Below are 15,832 nucleotides of genomic sequence, written 5' to 3' on the forward strand. Positions count from 1 at the left end.
GGCGAGGTCTTGGTCTTCACCCAGGCGTCGAAGTCGGCCTGGCTGACGACATGGATCTCGATGGGCATGTTCGAGTGGTCGACGCCGCAGAGTTCCGAGCACTGGGGCGAGGTCTTGGTCTTCACCCAGGCGTCGAAGTCGGCCTGGCTGACGACATGGATCTCGATGGGCATGTTCGAGTGGTCGACGCCGCAGAGTTCCGAGCACTGGCCGTAATAGACGCCGATCTTGTCGGCCTTGAACCAGGTTTCGTTCAGGCGGCCCGGGATGGCGTCGGTCTTCAGACCGAAGGCCGGCAGGGCGAAGGCGTGGATCACGTCGGCGCCGGTGACCTGCACGCGAATGACTTGATTGACCGGGACGACCATCGGCTTGTCGGCGGCCAGCAGGTACGGCACGCCCTTGGCGACGGCCTCTTCCTTCTTCAGCGGCACCGAGGTGATCTCGCTGATCTTCTGGTCGGGATACTCATAGCCCCAGTACCACTGGTAGCCGGTGGCCTTCACCGTCAGGTACGGCTTGGGCATGTCGTTGTAGGCGAACAGCAGCCGGAACGAGAAGATGGCGATGATCATCAGGATCAGCACCGGACCGATCGTCCAGATGATCTCGACGGTGGTGTTGTGGCTGAACTTGGCCGGGACCGGGTTGGCCTTGGCGTTGTAGCGCACGACGATCCAGATGATCAGGCCCAGCACCAGCAGGGTGATCAGCGTGATGATCGGCATCAGGACGACGTTGTGGAACCAGATCGCTTCATACTTCAGCGGCGAGGCCGCCTGCTGAAGATCGATCGCGCCCGGGGTCGGCTGACCCAGCAACTCGGCGCCCTTGGCGAGGGCTTGCCCCGCGAACACGCCCGAAAGGGCCATCGTCGTGGCGGCGATGGCGGCTACGCCCATCAACTTCCGCCGCATCCCCTGAATTTGCGCCTTCATATCCCTCACGGCCCGTTTCGGCGGCGATTTGGCGTCGCGATCAACCCACGCCGCGCCGACATGCACAATACGACCAGCGACACGGGGCTTAGGCAATCGACTTCGTCAGGCGACGTGGAATCGAAGGCCGGCCCCGGCGTCTCTGGCCGGTCGCTGGCGTGCATACGCGCTCCAATCCCCGTTGCCAAGCACCAGAGGCGTTCCCCGGAACGCCTTGCGTGGAGCCAGGGCGCCCCACCTGCGAACAGCTCTCAACAAGGGCCGTTTCAGCGCGCTTTCGTTACGTAGCATTACTAACATGTAATGACAGCTACCTTGCATCAGACACTACCTTGCGTCACAAGGGTGCTCAGCAACGGGAACGCAACGCCGTGACGGAAGCCATTGAAGTTCAACTGAAGAAAGGCGTGCTGGCGCTGTGCGTGCTGGCCCTGCTGTCGCGCGCCGACAGCTACGCCTACGAAATCGCCAGCAAGCTCGCCAAGGATATCGATATGGGGGAAGGGACGATCTACCCGCTCATGCGCCGCATGCAGTCGGACGGCCAGGTCGAGACCTATCTGGTGGAATCCCAGAGCGGCCCGCCGCGCAAGTACTACCGCCTGACCGAGGCCGGTCGGGCCAGCTTCACGGCCCAGAAGGCCGAATGGGCGGCCTTCACCTCGGCCGTGGAAAACATCCTGGGAGCCGCCGCATGACGCGCGCCGAATTCCTCATCCGCCTCAAGCGCGGCCTGGCCGGCATGCCCGCCGCGCAGATCGCCGACATCGTCGCCGACTACGAGGCCCACTTCAACGATGCCCAGGAAGCCGGGCGCAGCGAGAGCGAAGTGGCCGCCGCCCTGGGCGACCCCGAGCGCCTGGCCCGCGAACAGCGCGCCGAGCAGGGGGTCAAGCGCTGGGAGGAGACCAAGAACCCGTCGGCCGCCGCCGGCGCGATCTTCGCCATCGTCGGCCTGGGCGCGATCGACATCCTGTTCCTGCTGCCCCTGCTGATGGGCGTGCTGGGGACGCTGTTCGCTCTCTTCATGGCCGCCATCGTCATGTTCGTGGCCGGGGGCGCGGTGACCACCGCGGGACCATTCGCCGGACTGCCCGGCGGTCCGGCCGTGGCCTTCCTGATGGGCATCGGCTTCATGGCCGCCGCCACCGCCATGGCCGCCGTCACCACCCTGCTGACCATCTGGCTGGTCAACGGCCTGGTCTGGTTCGGGCGTCTTCACTACCGGCTGCTGAAGCCGGCCATCGAAACCCAGGTCTGAGGGGACCGTCATGATCCGCAACCTGACCATCGTCGCCGTCGCCAGCTTCGTGCTCGCCCTCGGCTGCTTCGCGGGCGCCTTCGCGCTGGGCGGCCGCGATATCGCCAAGCACGGCTGGAACTTCCCGGCCGACTGGAACATCGAAGTCAACGACGGCGATGACCATGTCCGCATCGGCCGCGGCTCGCACGACGACGGCGACAACGGCGAGACCACGACCGCCCAGATCGCTTGGAGCGGTTCGGACGCCCTGCAGATCGACGTGCCGGCCGAGGTGATCTTCACCCAGGCCGCCGCCGGGGCCGGGGCCAGCGTCAAGGTGGTCGGGCCCAAGGACCTGGTCGACCGCGTGACCATGGAGAACGGCCGCCTCACCCTGCGCGACGGCGACGGTTCGATCTCCTTCCATACCCGACGCGACAACGACCAGCTCTCGATCGAGATCGTCGCGCCCGGCGTTCGGAGCTTCACCCTGAACGGCAGCGGCGACCTTTATCTGAAGGCCTATGACCAGCCGGACCTGGTGCTGGAGATCAACGGCAGCGGCAAGGTCGAGGCCCAGGGCAAGGCCAGGAAGGTCGAGCTGCAGGTCGCGGGCTCCGGCGAAGCCGACCTGCGCGGCCTCGACACCGGCGACGCCAGGATCAACCTGGCGGGCAGCGGCGAGGCGCATGTCGCCCCGCACGGCGCGACCGAGGTCGACGTGGCCGGCAGCGGCGACGTCTATCTGACCAGCAAGCCGACCGTCCTCAGCTCGAACGTCGCCGGCTCCGGCGAGGTCCACCAGGACTGGTAGGGCAACGAGGGGGACACACACTCACACCACGGTCTCGGCCGGATTCCCACAGGCCTTGCCGTGAGTGTGCGTCCCCACCTCCATTCACCTCCCGGCGTCGAATCGTCGCCGGGGTGATGACGAAGGCGGATGAAACGCTTACCTGTGACCCCATGACCGCTCTCATGACCGCCCCCTCCCTGCTCGCCGCCGCCGGCGTCGATCCCGAGCGCGCCCGCGCCATCCTCGGCGAGGCCCTGGCCGGAGCCGACGACGGGGAGCTGTTCGTCGAACGCTCCGAGAGCGAGGCCTTCGTGTTCGACGACGGCCGCCTGAAGAGCGCCTCCTACGATTCGGGCGAAGGTTTCGGCCTGCGCGTGGTGGCCGGCGAGACCGCCGGCTACGCCCACTCCGCCGAAATCTCGGAAGCCGCCATCGGCCGCGCCGCCGATTCGGCCAAGCTGGCCCGCCGCGGCTACGCCGGGGTCAGCGCCGAGGCCCCGCGCGCCACCAACGAAAAACTCTACGGCGAGGACGACCCGGTTTCGTCCCCCGCCTTCTCCGACAAGGTTTCGCTCCTCCAGGAGATCGACGCCTTCGCTCGGGCCCGCGACCCGCGCGTGGTCCAGGTGATGGCCTCGATGGCCGGCGAGCGCCGCGTGGTCGAGATCCTGCGCGCCGACGGCCGTCTGCTGCGCGACGTGCGGCCGCTGGTCCGCGTCAACGTCCAGGTCACGGTCGAGAAGGACGGCAAGCGCGAGGCCGGTTCGTCCGGGGCCGGCGGCCGCGCCGGCTTCTCGGCCTGGATCAGCCCCGACAAGTGGCAGGCCCAGGTGGACGAAGCCCTGCGCATGGCCCTGGTCAATCTCGACGCCGTGGCCTGCCCGGCCGGCGAGATGGACGTGGTGCTGGGCCCGGGCTGGAACGGCGTGCTGCTGCACGAGGCCGTCGGCCACGGCCTGGAAGGCGACTTCAACCGCAAGGGCATCAGCGCCTTCTCCGGCCGCATCGGCGAGCGGGTCGCGGCCAAGGGCGTGACCGTGTTCGACGACGGGGCGATCCCCGGCCGTCGCGGCTCGCTGACCATCGACGACGAGGGCACTCCCACCGAGCGCACCGTGCTGATCGAGGACGGCGTCCTGGTCGGCTACATGCACGACCGCATGTCGGCGCGCCTGATGGGCATGGCCCCGACCGGCAACGGCCGCCGCCAGTCCTACGCCCACATGCCCATGCCGCGCATGACCAACACCGGCATGCTGGCGGGCAACGACGACCCGGCCGAGATGATCGCCTCGATGAAGCGCGGCCTCTACTGCGCCAATTTCGGCGGCGGCCAGGTCGACATCACCAACGGCAAGTTCGTCTTCCAGTGCACCGAGGCCTACCTGGTCGAGGACGGCAAGATCACCGCTCCGGTCAAGGGCGCGACCCTGATCGGCGACGGCCCCAGCGCCCTGACCCGCGTGACGATGATCGGCAACGACTTCGACTTCGACCCCGGCATCGGCGTCTGCGGCAAGTCGGGCCAGGGCGTGCCGGTGGGCGTGGGCCAGCCCTCGCTGAAGATCACCGGCCTGACCGTCGGCGGCACGGCGGTATAGCCGCAAGCCTTTGTGAAACCTGATGTTTCCGCCAACCGTCAAGGTGATTGGCGGAAACATTTCACAAATGTAACCTACCTTTCGGTTTTGTAACTGGTTCTAGCGCAGCTGGACCGACAGGTTCGCGGCCACAAAGCGGGGGCGCTTTGGGGGATCCGCGTAATGAGTCTTGCTTCCGTCATCTTCGCTCTTGGACTGGCCGCGCCAGAGGCCCAGGCGGCCACGCCCGCCGCCGCGCCCGAGACGCCCGCCGCGACGGCGGCGACCGAGGCCCAGCGCGGCGTGATCAGCTATCCGCCCAGCTTCTTCGCCGAGCAGCGCCCCAGCACCGCCCTGGACATGATCGCCCGCCTGCCCGGCTTCCGGCTGGACGGCGGCGACAGCGCCCGCGGCTTCGCCGGCACGGCCGGCAACGTGCTGATCAACGGCGAGCGCCCCACCACCAAGAGCGAGAATCTCGAAGGCATCCTCAAGCGCATCTCGGCCTCGGCCGTCGAGCGCGTGGAGCTGATCCGCGGCGGCGCCCCGGGCATCGACATGCAGGGCCAGACGATCCTGGCCAATGTGGTGATCAAGTCGACCGTGCAGGTCGAGAAGGTCGCCAATATCCAGACCTATCTCTATCCGGATGGCTTCTTCGGCCCGCTGCTGGAGTTCCAGGCCTCGCGCCGCGAGGGGGTCAACGAAATCGAGGGCTCGCTGCTGGCCACGATCGACCGCACCGACCAGACCTTCGACGGCGGGTCGCGGGTGACCAGCTTCCCCGACGGCCGCCCGACCATCAAGGAAGCCCTGAAGGGCTACGACGAGATCCAGAACTACGTCGCCCGGGGCGCCATCCAGCGCGCCGCGCCGGGCGGCAAGATCCGGGTCAACGCCAAGATCGAGTACTTCTCGTTCGACCGCGACGTCGTCTACACCCAGTACCAGCCCGGCCCCGGCCGCCAGGACAGCGGCGAGACCGACGAGAACTGGACCGGCGAGTTCGGCGCCCGCTACGACCGCAAGCTTTCGCCCCGCACCGACCTGCAGCTGGTGTTCCTGCAGAACCTGGGCGACGAAACCTACGGCTCGACCTTCGTGAAGCCCGGCAGCGACGAGGACTATTACGAGCGCGACAAGACCGGCGAGAGCATCCTGCGCGCCGAGGTCAAGCAGCGCCGCTCCGCCGCCCTGTCACTCGAAGGCAGCGTCGAGGGCGCCTATAACTTCCTGGACGGCGACGTCCGCTACCGGGCCAACGCCGACACCACCCGCACCCAGGCCAAGGTCGAGGAGCTGCGCGGCGAAGCGGCCGGCAAGGCCGTGTGGCGGGCCACCCCGAAGCTGACCGTCGAGGCCGGCGCCCGGATGGAGGTGTCGCGCATCACCCAGAGCGGCGACACCGACCTGGAGCGCAGCTTCTTCTATCCCAAGCCCCGAGTGCTGGTGACTTGGAGCCCCAACAGCGTCGACCAGCTGCGGGTGCGGGTCGAGCGCGAGGTCGGGCAGCTGGACTTCGGCGACTTCATCGCCTCGGCCGACCTGGCGGCCGGCAGCCAGGACGGGGCCGACGCCAATCTGGAGCCCCAGCGCTCGTGGGTGGGCGAAGTGGCGTGGGAGCGGCGGTTCTGGGGGGCGGGCTCGATCTCGGCCACCCTGACCCACTCGGAAATCTCCGACGTCGTCGACTACAAGCCCCTGCCCGACGGCGGCGACGCGCCCAGCAACATCGGCGACGGCCGCTCCGACCAGTTCGTGATCGCCATGACCCTGCCGACCCAGAAGCTCGGGATTTCCGGCGGCCAGCTGAAGACGCGCTTTTCCTGGTTCGACAGCGAGGTCACCGACCCGGTCACTTTCGAGAAGCGCCGCATCACCAACGCCACGCCGTTCGTCTGCAACGTCAGCTTCACGCGCGACATGCCCGGCGGCAAATGGAGCTGGGGCGTCTCGACCAATTGCGCGAACGAATACAGCCGCTTCCGCTTCAACGAGGTCCGCACCCAGCGCGCCGAGCAGTATTACGAGGGCTTCGTCGAGTGGAAGCCCCGCTCGGACCTGACCGTGCGCACCACCCTGTCGAACTGGGCCTCGCGCAACATCACGCGCGAGCGGACGATCTACAAAGGCTCGCGCGCCGACAACGTGGTCGACAAGATCGAGTACCGCTCGCTGCCGTTCGAGCCCTACCTGTTCATCCAGGTCCGCAAGCGGCTGGGCTAGCAAGCGGAGCCACAATTATGCCCTCAGGTAGAGCTTGGCTGATCTGGTCGCCCTGGGGGAACTCTCATGAGATACGATCGCGTCGCCTTGATCGCCGTGGGCTGCATGATGTTGACGGCGGCGACCGAGCCCCCGCTGCTGAAGAACGGCGATTTCGAACAGGGGGAAGCCGGCCAGGCGCCGCCGGGCTGGAAACTCCCGGCGGGCGTGAGCACAGCGGGCTACCGGGTGGCGTTGCGCTCCGATCAGCCCCATGACGGCCGGTCGTCCGCGCGGCTCTGGCGCGAGGCGGACGCGCCGGACGGATCCGGCGCCTTCGGAACGCTGTTGCAGCACTTGGACGTCGCCGCCCTGCGCGGCCACCGCTTCCGCTACAGCGCCGCGGTGCGGGTCGAGCCCGGCAGCGGCCCGGTCGGGCTGTGGGCGCGGGTGGACAGCGCCGACGGCAAGCCGACCTTCTTCGACAACATGATGGACCGCCCGATCCGAAGCGCCGATTGGAGCACCAGCGTCATCGAGGGCTATGTGGCGCCCGACGCCAAGGACCTGGTGATCGGGCTGCTGCTGAACGGTGGCGGCGCGGCTTGGATCGATACGGCCAAACTCGAGGATCTCGGCGCCGTCGATCCCGTCCCGACAGGCGAAGCCAAGGCCTATCTCGATCACGCCCTCGATCTGCTCCAGGCCCGGCACATCAACACCGCCAAGGCCGACTGGCCCCGGCTGAGGGCGGAGGCCTACGCCAAGGCGGCCGGAGCCACGACCCCGCGCGAGACCTATCCGGCCATAAGGGCGACGATTTCGGCGCTGGGCGAACGGCACACCTTCCTGCGCCCTCCGACCCCATCGAGGCCGGCGAGGCCGTCGGGCGCCGCGCCGCGCAGCCACGCCCTGCCCGTTGGCCGCATGACCGGCCACGTCGCCAACCTCGCCCTGCCCGGCCTGCATCGCGACCTCACCGACCCCAGCGACACCGGCGCGGCCTATCGGGACGCGATCCAGGCGTTCCTGAAGACGGCGGACGCCGCCGAGGTCTGCGGCTGGATGATCGATCTGCGCGAGCACACGGGCGGCGACATGTGGCCCGGCGTGCGGGGCCTGGCGCCCTTGCTCGGACCCGGCTCGCACGGCGCGTTCGTTGACGCCGGAGGCGCCAAGCCCTGGCCGACGGGGGCGGCTATGTCCAAGGAGGTCCTGAGAAAGCCCGACGCGCCGGTGGCCGTGCTGCTGGGGCCGAAGACCGGCAGCTCCGGCGAGATGACGGCCATCGCCTTCGTCGGCCGCCCCGCGACGCGGTCGTTCGGCCAGCCGACCGCCGGGTTCACGACCGCCAACAGTACGGTGGTGCTGTCCGACGGCGCGGTGCTGGCCCTGACGTCCGCCTATGTCGAGGATCGCCTGGGGCGGCGCTACGACGGCCCGATGACGCCCGACGAGGCGACGGCGCCGGACGCGGCGGAAGCGGTCGCGCTGGCGTGGCTGGACAAGCAGGGCTGCGCGGCGCGCTGAGCCGCTACTTGTTGACGATCTTGATGATCCGCTTGGACGACGGGCGGCCCGACAGACCCTTGCCCGGGGCGTAGATGACCGTCAGGTCGCCGCCCTTCAGGCTGGCGCCGGGCTTGTGGCCCTCGGCCAGCAGCACGCGGGTCACGCGGGTCAGCAGGCTGCGGTCGCCGTCGCGGGCCATGCGCTCGAAGGCCTCGGCGGTGACGGTGGCGGTGTCGGCGACCAGCACCGAGGTGCCGGGCGTGGCGTCGTCGATCGTCTCGAACGAGATCCGGTGCTGGGCCGCGCGGCTGGCGCGGGCGCTGGCCTGGACCAGGCGCTGGAACAGGACGTTGACCGAGATGAATGGCGGCGGCTGGATCGAGCTGGCCTTGCCCATCAGGGCGGCGGCGTCGCCGCCCGGCCGCTCGCGGGTGAACAGGGTCATGCCGCCCAGCTTGCTGGCCCGCAGCACAGGCTCGCCCAGTTCGTTCTTGTAGATCGTGTCGCCGCGCGGCGCCGGCTGGGACGACAGCACCCAGATCTCGGAGCTGTTCTCGAACTTCATCAGCGGCTGGGGCGCGGCCCGGTCCAGGATGAAGGCGTCACCGGTTTCGGACACGTAGCGGGCGATCGGCGGAGCCGGCGCCTTGCGCGTTTCGCCGTGATTCTTGGAGAAGGCGTCGCGCAGGCTGAAGCCCGATTGCGCGTGCGCCGCGCCGGCGGTGGCCGCGAGGGCGAACGCCAGCAGGATCGCCCAGCGTCCTGGCCCCGCCGTCACCGCCGATTGACTCTTCATACCCAGGGTCATGCCCCGCGAGTGGGGCGAATCTTGGACGCAGAAGACCTTGTTACCGCCACGCAATTTCCCGGAGGACGTCATGAAATGCTTGGAAGAGTTTCCCCGCCGGTCGGAATCTTCAAACCGTCGGGGAGTCTTCGTCAAGCCGTCATGTCTTTATTGCGACGGCCTGTGACCTTTAGGCCGCCATGTACTGACCGCCGTTGATCGTCAGGGTGGCGCCGGTCACGAAGCCGGCCCGCTCGCCGGCCAGGAACGAGACCATGTCGGCGATCTCCTCGCCCTTGCCCAGCCGGCCGACCGGGATGCCGGCGATGATTCCTGCCAGGACGTTCTCGGGCACGGCGGCGACCATTTCGGTGTCGATATAGCCCGGGCAGATGACGTTGACCGTGACGCCCTTCTTGGCGTTCTCGAGCGCCAGGGCCTTGGTGAAGCCGATCAGCCCGGCCTTGGCGGCCGAGTAGTTGGTCTGGCCCATCTGGCCCTTCTGGCCGTTGATCGAGCTGATGTTGATGATCCGGCCCCAGTTGCGCTCGCGCATGCCCTCGATGACCGGGCGGGTCATGTTGAAGGCCGAGTCCATGTTCACGCGGATGACCTCGGACCACTGATCATAGGTCATCTTGTGCAGCATGCCGTCGCGCGTGATGCCGGCGTTGTTGACCAGAACCTCGATGGGCCCGAGCTCGGCCTCGACCTTCTTGACGGCGGCGGCGCAGTCGTCGAACGAGCCGACATTGCCCTTGACCACCATCACGCCCAGCTTCTCGGCGCAGGCCGCGGCGGCCTCTTCATTGCCGGAATAGCCGGCCGCCACCTTCATTCCGTCGGCTACGAGCCGCTCGCAGATCGCACGACCGATGCCCCGGGTGCCGCCGGTCACGAACGCAACTCTCGCCATGTCTATCTCCCGCTAACGTCTCTTATGGTTGCGCGCGAGTGGCGCGTGGGAGCAAGCCCCCACGCGCGCCGTCATGAAAATTTGCTCGAAACGCCCAATCCAAACAAACGGTTGTCAGACCGCCTCGACACACATCGCCACGCCCATGCCGCCGCCGATGCACAACGTGGCCAGGCCCTTCTTGGCTCCCGAGCGCTTCATCTCGTGGACCAGGGTGGTCAGGATACGCGCGCCCGAGGCGCCGATCGGGTGGCCGATGGCGATGGCCCCGCCGTTGACATTGACCTTGGCCGGGTCGAGGCCCAGCTCGCTGACCACGCACAGCGACTGGGCGGCGAAGGCCTCGTTGCTCTCGACCAGGTCCAGGTCCGAGACCTTCCAGCCGGCCTTCTCCAGGGCTTTCTTGGAGGCGGGGATCGGGCCGGTGCCCATGATCTCGGGCGCGACGCCGGCGTTGGCCCACGAGGCGATGCGGGCCAGCGGGGTCAGGCCGCGCTTCTTGGCCTCGTCGGCGCTCATCAGCACCAGGGCGGCGGCGCCGTCATTGAGGCCCGAGGCGTTGGCGGCGGTGACCGTGCCGTCCTTGGTGAAGGCGGGCTTGAGGCCCGAAATGCCGTCCAGGGTGACGCCGTGGCGGATGAACTCGTCCTTGTCGACGATCGTGTCGCCCTTGCGGCCCTTGATGGTGACCGGCGCGATCTCGGCGTCGAACCGGCCGGCCTTCTGGGCGGCCTCGGCCTTGTTCTGGCTGGCGACGGCGAACTTGTCCTGGGCCTCGCGGGTGATCTGCCAGCGGGCGGCGATGTTCTCGGCGGTCTGGCCCATGTGGTAGCCGTGGAAAGCGTCCCACAGGCCGTCCTTGATCATGGTGTCGACGAACGACAGGTCGCCCATCTTCTGGCCGTTGCGCAGGGCCTGGGCGTGCGGGGCCTGGCTCATGCTCTCCTGGCCGCCCACCACCACGATGTTGGCGTCGCCGGCGGCGATCTGCTGGGCGCCCAGGGCCACGGCGCGCAGGCCCGAGCCGCACAGCTGGTTCAGGCTCCAGGCCGGGCTTTCGACCGGGATGCCGGCGTTGACCGAGGCCTGGCGGGCCGGGCCCTGGCCGGCGGCGGCCTGCAGCACCTGGCCCAGGATCACCTCGTCGACGTCGGCCGGCGTGATGCCCGCCCGCTCGACGGCGGCCTGGATGGCCAGCTTGCCCAGCTCGTGGGCCGGCAGGCTGGAGAGGGCGCCGAGGAACGATCCGACCGGCGTGCGGGCGGCGGAAACGATGACGATGTCGCTCATGGCGAAATAGCTCCCGTGACGTGATTCCGGGCTTCTCGCAGTTGCGGCGCCCATGATTTTGCAGTGCACCATCACCTTGCATAACTGTGCAGGGTTCGTCACCTGCACATTTTCACGGGATGTTGCGAGCTCCAAGCGCCGCCGGTACTGGCGCCATGTCTTTGCATCCGCGATAGTGCGATGCGAAAAGGCGGAGACAACGCTGTCCTAGGGAACGAAATGTCCGAGAACAACGAAAACGGCGAAACGGGCCAGACCCGCGCTCCTGGCGAGAAGGCTGCCGGCCAGAAGGTCGTCATCAAGAAGTACGCCAACCGTCGCCTCTACAACACAGCGTCTTCGTCCTACGTCACCCTCGAGCACCTGTCGGACATGGTGAAGGAGGGGATCGACTTCGTGGTCTACGACGCCAAGACCAACGACGACATCACCCGTTCGGTCCTGACTCAGATCATCTTCGAAGAGGAAAACCGCGGCGGCGGCCAGAACCTGCTGCCCATCCAGTTCCTCCGCCAGCTGATCGGTTTCTACGGCAACTCGATGCAGGCCTTCCTGCCCAGCTATCTGGAAATGTCGCTGGAGAGCTTCACCAAGCAGCAGGAGCGCATGCGCACCCAGTTCGCGGGCCTGACCCCGGGCATCGCCGGGACCAAGGGCATGCCGGGCATGGGGGTCTACGAAGAGCAGATCCGCCAGAACATGGCGCTGTTCGACCGGGCCATGAAGATGTTCTCGCCGTTCGCCTACGCCCGGCCCGAGGACGCCCCCGCCGCCCCGGCCGAACCGCCGCCGCCCGCCGCGGCGCCGCCGTCCGCGCCCAGCGAGGACTCCCTGGCCGACCTCAAGCGCCAGCTGGAAGCCATGCAGCAGCAGATCGAGAAGCTGGCGACCAAGCCCTAGGCCGCCGGCTAACGCCCCTTAACCACGCCGGCTGACCGGTCCTTAACCGTCGTGGACCACAACTCTTCACCATGAACGGTCCGATCGACCCTATCCGGCGCGCCCAGGCCGCCCGACGCGCGCTGCCCGCGCCGCGCGACGCCGACCGCCCAGAGGCGGACGGCGAGGAGGACGTGACCTTCGTGCGCGACGAACAGCCGGCCCCGCCGCCGCGCGATTCCCGACGTGGCGCCTTCGCGACCTTCGCCGCCCACCTGATGGGCCAGAACGGCCAGAAGCGCGGTCTGCGCGGTGGGCAGGAAGTGCTCGACGCGGCGCGTTCGACCTATCTCGGCACGGAATATTCCGGCCCGGCCGACCGCCGTCCCAAGGCGGGCCTGATCAAGAAGACCGAGATCTAGTCCTGCCTTAGGGCCTTCAGGCGGGCGATCTCGGCCTCGAGCACGGCGACCCGCGCCTCCAGCACCGCCATCTTCTGTTCGAGAGACAGCGTCTCGCCCGGCAAGGCCGCGGCGTGCGCGCCCACGCCCGCCCGGCGCGCCGCCTCGGCCAGCGGAACGCCCAGCAGCTCGGCGAAGGCGGCGATCTGGGCGGCGGTCAGCTCGCGCTGGTCCTTGTAGGCCAGCGTCAGCTCCTCGTTGGTCATGCCGGCCACGGCGGCCAGCACCGCCCGCGTCAGCCCCCGCTCGGCGAGCCGCGCGTCGTACCAGAGCTGGTCGAAGAACAAGGCCATGACGAAGGCTAACGCAGGAGGCGGCGTTGGCGCCAGTCTTGCTTGGTGGTCGGTGAATTCAGCCGACGAGACCCATCATGCTGCTCACCGCCGTGACCCGCTTCTTCGACATCGCCGTGGTGACGCTGATCTTCACGGCGCTGACCTAGGCTCGCGCGGCCGGGGACATGCCCTTGCGGCGTGTCCCTGATCAGACACGGCGCTTCCTAATGGGGACACGCCGCAAGGGCATGTCCCCGACCGCAATTACGCGCTTTCCAGCAGCATCATCGTGCCCTGACCGCCGTCGGCGCAGATGCTGACGACGGCTTTCTCGCCCTTGGGCCGCGTGGCCAGCTCCTTGACCGCCTGGCTGAGGATCCGCGCCCCGGTCGCGCCGAACGGATGGCCGACCGCCAGGCTGCCGCCCGTCGGGTTCATCCGCTCGCGCGGGAACTTGCCCAGATCGACGTCCACCCCGGCCTTGGTCCGGCGGAAGGTCTCGTCCTCCCAGGCGGCGATGTGCGACAGCACCTGGGCGGCGAAGGCCTCGTGGATCTCCCACAGACCGACGTCGGCGTACTTCAGGCCGTTGCGCGCCAGCATGCGCGGCACGCCGTAGGCCGGCGCCATCAGCAGGCCCTCGTGGCGCAGGTCGATCGAGGTGACCTCGTAGTCGACGATCCTCACACGCGGCGTCTTGGCCGGCAGTCGCGCCAGCCCGGCCTCGGACGCAACCCAGATGGCCGCCGCCCCATCGGTCAGGGGCGAGGAATTGCCGGCCGTCAGCGTGCCCTGGCCGCTGGTCTTGTCGAACGCCGGGCCCAGCTTGGCCAGCTTCTCCAGCGTGGAGTCCTTGCGCGGGATGGTGTCGCGCTTCACGTCGCCGACCGGGATCACCAGGTCGTCGAAGAAGCCGGCCTCCCAGGCCGCGACCGCGTGCTGGTGGCTCTCGAAGGCGATCTGGTCCTGGTCGGCCCGCGACAGCTTCCATTCCTTGGCGGTGATCTCGGTGTGCTCGCCCATAGACAGTCCGGTGGTGCGGTTGGCCACCTTGGGGATCCAGAGCTTCAGGTCACTGGCCTTCAGCTTGGTCAGGTGCGCCAGCTTCTGGCCGGCGGTCCTGGCGGCCTGGAAGCCCTTGAGCCAGTCGGAGAAGCCGATGCTGGCCCCGACCTGGACCTTGCTCATGCTCTCGACCCCGCCCACCAGGGCCAGATCGCGGCCGCGCCCGTCGATCATGCCGGCGGCCTCGATGACGCCGATCATGCTGGTCGAGCAGGCCATGATCGTCGAGAAGGCCGGGATGGTCGGGTCGGCCCCGGCGTCCAGCAGCACCTCGCGGGCGATGTTGCTCCAGGTCAGGTTGGGGATCACCGTGCCCCAGATGGCGAAGTCCGGCCGAGCCCCTTGCGCCAGCATGGCCTGGACCACCGGGACCGACAGGGCGATCGCGTCATGGGCCTTCAGGGGCCCGTCGACCTTGGCGAACGGAGTGCGCAGGCCGGCCGCCAGCCAGATGTCGGGTTTGGACGCCATGATCGTGATCCTCGTGAACAGCCTACGATGTCAGCATCGACAGGCTTCGCCACAAGGGTCTTGTCGAAATTGGCGCTCGGCGAAGCCTAGTGAGCGTCGCCGAAGTCGACGTCGCGGCGGGCCGAGACGATCGTCACGATGAAGCCGGCCAGCACGTCCAGCAGGACCATGACGGTCAGCAGGAAGAACACCGAGGTGCCGAAGGCCGGGGCCAGCAGGAACTCGACCAGGCAGACGATGAACAGGATCATCGACAGCGAGTGGTTGATGATCGCGATCTTGCGGCTGGTGGTCGACTTCAGGAGCTCGACGAACAGCACCACCAGCGAGGCGGCCAGCAGCAGGTCGCCCAGGCTGACGGCCCAGTCGGCCTTCGAGGTCATGTGGATCGTGAACAGCTGCTCGGCCAACCGGTACTGGGCGGCGTTGGCGTTGAAGCCGCCCGCCAGGGTCAGGACGATCAGGTTGTAGACCAGCACCGGCAGGGCCAGCAGCGGAAACGCGGCGAACATGATCTGGCTCTCCCCCGAGAGGCGCGCCCCCAAGGCGCGACGACGGGCATCAGGGTTAACCGGTTTTGCGGATTCCCGAAAGGCGGCGCCGCCCGACGGGCGAGCCGCGCCCAGATCTCGCCTCGCTAGACCTCGTCCACGCCTTGCGGATTGCGGGCCCGGGTCTGCAGCCACATCACGCCCAGCAGGTCGGACACCGAGGCCTTGAGCCGGCCGAAGTTGGTGTATTTCGACACCCCGCTCTCGCGGTGGCGATGGTTCACCGGCTGGAACTCGACCTGATAGCCCTCGCGCAGCATCAGGGCCGGGATGTAGCGGTGGATGTGATCGAAGTAGGGCAGGCGCAGGAAGGCCTCGCGGCGGAAGGCCTTGAGCCCGCAGCCGGTGTCGTTGGCGGTGTCCTTCAGCATGCGCTTGCGCACGCCGTTGCCGAACTTGGACGCGAAGCGCTTGGCCGAGCTGTCCTGGCGCTTGACCCGCTCGCCGCCGACCAGGGCCAGCTCGGGCGGGGCGGCCTTCAAGGCTTTCGCGAGACGAGGCGCGTCGGCGGGGTCGTTCTGGCCGTCGCCGTCCAGGGTGATGACGATCGGGGCGCGGGCGGCCAGCACGCCGCTGCGCACGGCGCGGCTCTGGCCCGAATTCTTGCGGTGGCCCAGCACCCGCAACTGCGGGATCTCGGCCTTCAGCGCCACCAGCAGGGCCTTGGTGTCGTCGCGGCTGGCGTCGTCGATGAAGATGATCTCGTGGTTCTCGCCCGCGAAGGCGGCGGCGATCTCGCGCGCCAGGGCGGGCGCCGCCCCGCCTTCGTCGAAGACGGGCACGACGACGGAATAGTCGGGAATAGTGGAAGCGGAAGCGGTCATCGCCCTCTCATAGCGCAAAAATAGCCAGAAAGAAGGATC

16 protein-coding genes are annotated in these 15,832 nt (G+C 68.3%); 8 read left to right on the forward strand and 8 right to left on the reverse strand.

The features are described from left to right. Positions 1-938, reverse strand: a 938-nt coding sequence (gene coxB, locus AC1DYP_RS10390; protein WP_477046263.1) for a cytochrome c oxidase subunit II, incomplete at its 3' end; no start/stop codon positions are given. 371 nt (positions 939-1,309) lie between these two features. Between coxB and AC1DYP_RS10395 the strand changes: the two genes are divergently transcribed. From AC1DYP_RS10395 to AC1DYP_RS10420, 6 genes are all read left to right on the forward strand, one after another. Then, complete coding sequence (locus AC1DYP_RS10395; protein WP_477046264.1) at positions 1,310-1,636, forward strand: PadR family transcriptional regulator; 327 nt, start codon at positions 1,310-1,312, stop codon at positions 1,634-1,636. Beyond that, positions 1,633-2,199, forward strand: a complete 567-nt coding sequence (locus AC1DYP_RS10400; protein WP_477046265.1) for a DUF1700 domain-containing protein — start codon at positions 1,633-1,635, stop codon at positions 2,197-2,199. The genes AC1DYP_RS10395 and AC1DYP_RS10400 overlap by 4 nt, the downstream gene beginning before the upstream one ends. A gap of 10 nt (positions 2,200-2,209) precedes the next feature. Further along, on the forward strand, positions 2,210-2,995 hold the full coding sequence (locus AC1DYP_RS10405) for a GIN domain-containing protein (protein WP_477046266.1): 786 nt from the start codon (positions 2,210-2,212) through the stop codon (positions 2,993-2,995). 152 nt (positions 2,996-3,147) lie between these two features. Next, complete coding sequence (gene tldD, locus AC1DYP_RS10410) at positions 3,148-4,578, forward strand: metalloprotease TldD (RefSeq protein WP_477032749.1); 1,431 nt, start codon at positions 3,148-3,150, stop codon at positions 4,576-4,578. 162 nt (positions 4,579-4,740) lie between these two features. Beyond that, positions 4,741-6,783, forward strand: a complete 2,043-nt coding sequence (locus AC1DYP_RS10415; RefSeq protein ID WP_477046267.1) for a TonB-dependent receptor plug domain-containing protein — start codon at positions 4,741-4,743, stop codon at positions 6,781-6,783. A gap of 66 nt (positions 6,784-6,849) precedes the next feature. Continuing rightward, on the forward strand, positions 6,850-8,292 hold the full coding sequence (locus AC1DYP_RS10420) for a S41 family peptidase (protein WP_477046268.1): 1,443 nt from the start codon (positions 6,850-6,852) through the stop codon (positions 8,290-8,292). A gap of 4 nt (positions 8,293-8,296) precedes the next feature. Here AC1DYP_RS10420 and AC1DYP_RS10425 read toward each other — a convergent pair whose 3' ends face one another. From AC1DYP_RS10425 to AC1DYP_RS10435, 3 genes are all read right to left on the reverse strand, one after another. Continuing rightward, positions 8,297-9,070 (reverse strand): DUF4908 domain-containing protein, encoded by a 774-nt coding sequence (locus AC1DYP_RS10425; RefSeq protein WP_477046269.1) that lies wholly within the window; start codon positions 9,068-9,070, stop codon positions 8,297-8,299. A gap of 181 nt (positions 9,071-9,251) precedes the next feature. After that, entirely contained in the window at positions 9,252-9,977 is a 726-nt protein-coding gene (gene phbB, locus AC1DYP_RS10430) for an acetoacetyl-CoA reductase (protein WP_477032753.1), read from the reverse strand. A gap of 114 nt (positions 9,978-10,091) precedes the next feature. Then, positions 10,092-11,267 (reverse strand): acetyl-CoA C-acetyltransferase, encoded by a 1,176-nt coding sequence (locus AC1DYP_RS10435; protein ID WP_477032754.1) that lies wholly within the window; start codon positions 11,265-11,267, stop codon positions 10,092-10,094. 219 nt (positions 11,268-11,486) lie between these two features. On the opposite strand from AC1DYP_RS10435, the gene phaR reads away from it, so the two are divergent. Together phaR and AC1DYP_RS10445 are read left to right on the forward strand one after the other, a co-directional pair. After that, positions 11,487-12,167 carry a polyhydroxyalkanoate synthesis repressor PhaR gene (phaR, locus tag AC1DYP_RS10440; protein WP_477032755.1) on the forward strand — a complete coding sequence of 227 codons (681 nt, stop codon included), beginning with the start codon at positions 11,487-11,489 and terminating at the stop codon, positions 12,165-12,167. 71 nt (positions 12,168-12,238) lie between these two features. Then, a complete protein-coding gene (locus AC1DYP_RS10445) occupies positions 12,239-12,568 on the forward strand; it encodes a hypothetical protein (protein WP_477046270.1) in 330 nt (109 codons plus the stop codon). Here AC1DYP_RS10445 and AC1DYP_RS10450 read toward each other — a convergent pair. From AC1DYP_RS10450 to AC1DYP_RS10465, 4 genes are all read right to left on the reverse strand, one after another. Then, positions 12,565-12,900 carry a DNA-binding protein gene (locus tag AC1DYP_RS10450; protein WP_477046271.1) on the reverse strand — a complete coding sequence of 112 codons (336 nt, stop codon included), beginning with the start codon at positions 12,898-12,900 and terminating at the stop codon, positions 12,565-12,567. The genes AC1DYP_RS10445 and AC1DYP_RS10450 overlap by 4 nt on opposite strands. 246 nt (positions 12,901-13,146) lie before the next feature. Next, positions 13,147-14,418, reverse strand: coding sequence for an acetyl-CoA C-acyltransferase (locus AC1DYP_RS10455; RefSeq protein ID WP_477046272.1), 1,272 nt, complete (start codon positions 14,416-14,418; stop codon positions 13,147-13,149). Between the two features lie 86 nt (positions 14,419-14,504). Then, complete coding sequence (locus AC1DYP_RS10460; protein WP_477032759.1) at positions 14,505-14,930, reverse strand: hypothetical protein; 426 nt, start codon at positions 14,928-14,930, stop codon at positions 14,505-14,507. Positions 14,931-15,055: 125 nt separating this feature from the next. Then, a complete protein-coding gene (locus tag AC1DYP_RS10465; protein ID WP_477046273.1) occupies positions 15,056-15,793 on the reverse strand; it encodes a glycosyltransferase family 2 protein in 738 nt (245 codons plus the stop codon). Positions 15,794-15,832: the final 39 nt, after the last annotated feature.

Source organism: Caulobacter sp. P1_D6 (genome assembly GCF_056406095.1).

Excerpts from the sequence above, each read along its gene's own strand:
- AC1DYP_RS10400 (WP_477046265.1), top strand. The coding sequence starts at position 1,633 with ATGACGCGCGCCGAATTCCTCATCCGCCTCAAGCGCGGCCTGGCCGGC.
- AC1DYP_RS10405 (WP_477046266.1), top strand. The coding sequence starts at position 2,210 with ATGATCCGCAACCTGACCATCGTCGCCGTCGCCAGCTTCGTGCTCGCC.
- tldD (WP_477032749.1), top strand. The coding sequence starts at position 3,148 with ATGACCGCTCTCATGACCGCCCCCTCCCTGCTCGCCGCCGCCGGCGTC.
- AC1DYP_RS10415 (WP_477046267.1), top strand. The coding sequence starts at position 4,741 with ATGAGTCTTGCTTCCGTCATCTTCGCTCTTGGACTGGCCGCGCCAGAG.
- AC1DYP_RS10420 (WP_477046268.1), top strand. The coding sequence starts at position 6,850 with ATGAGATACGATCGCGTCGCCTTGATCGCCGTGGGCTGCATGATGTTG.
- AC1DYP_RS10425 (WP_477046269.1), bottom strand. The coding sequence starts at position 9,070 with ATGAAGAGTCAATCGGCGGTGACGGCGGGGCCAGGACGCTGGGCGATC.
- phbB (WP_477032753.1), bottom strand. The coding sequence starts at position 9,977 with ATGGCGAGAGTTGCGTTCGTGACCGGCGGCACCCGGGGCATCGGTCGT.
- AC1DYP_RS10435 (WP_477032754.1), bottom strand. The coding sequence starts at position 11,267 with ATGAGCGACATCGTCATCGTTTCCGCCGCCCGCACGCCGGTCGGATCG.
- phaR (WP_477032755.1), top strand. The coding sequence starts at position 11,487 with ATGTCCGAGAACAACGAAAACGGCGAAACGGGCCAGACCCGCGCTCCT.
- AC1DYP_RS10445 (WP_477046270.1), top strand. The coding sequence starts at position 12,239 with ATGAACGGTCCGATCGACCCTATCCGGCGCGCCCAGGCCGCCCGACGC.
- AC1DYP_RS10450 (WP_477046271.1), bottom strand. The coding sequence starts at position 12,900 with ATGGCCTTGTTCTTCGACCAGCTCTGGTACGACGCGCGGCTCGCCGAG.
- AC1DYP_RS10455 (WP_477046272.1), bottom strand. The coding sequence starts at position 14,418 with ATGGCGTCCAAACCCGACATCTGGCTGGCGGCCGGCCTGCGCACTCCG.
- AC1DYP_RS10460 (WP_477032759.1), bottom strand. The coding sequence starts at position 14,930 with ATGTTCGCCGCGTTTCCGCTGCTGGCCCTGCCGGTGCTGGTCTACAAC.
- AC1DYP_RS10465 (WP_477046273.1), bottom strand. The coding sequence starts at position 15,793 with ATGACCGCTTCCGCTTCCACTATTCCCGACTATTCCGTCGTCGTGCCC.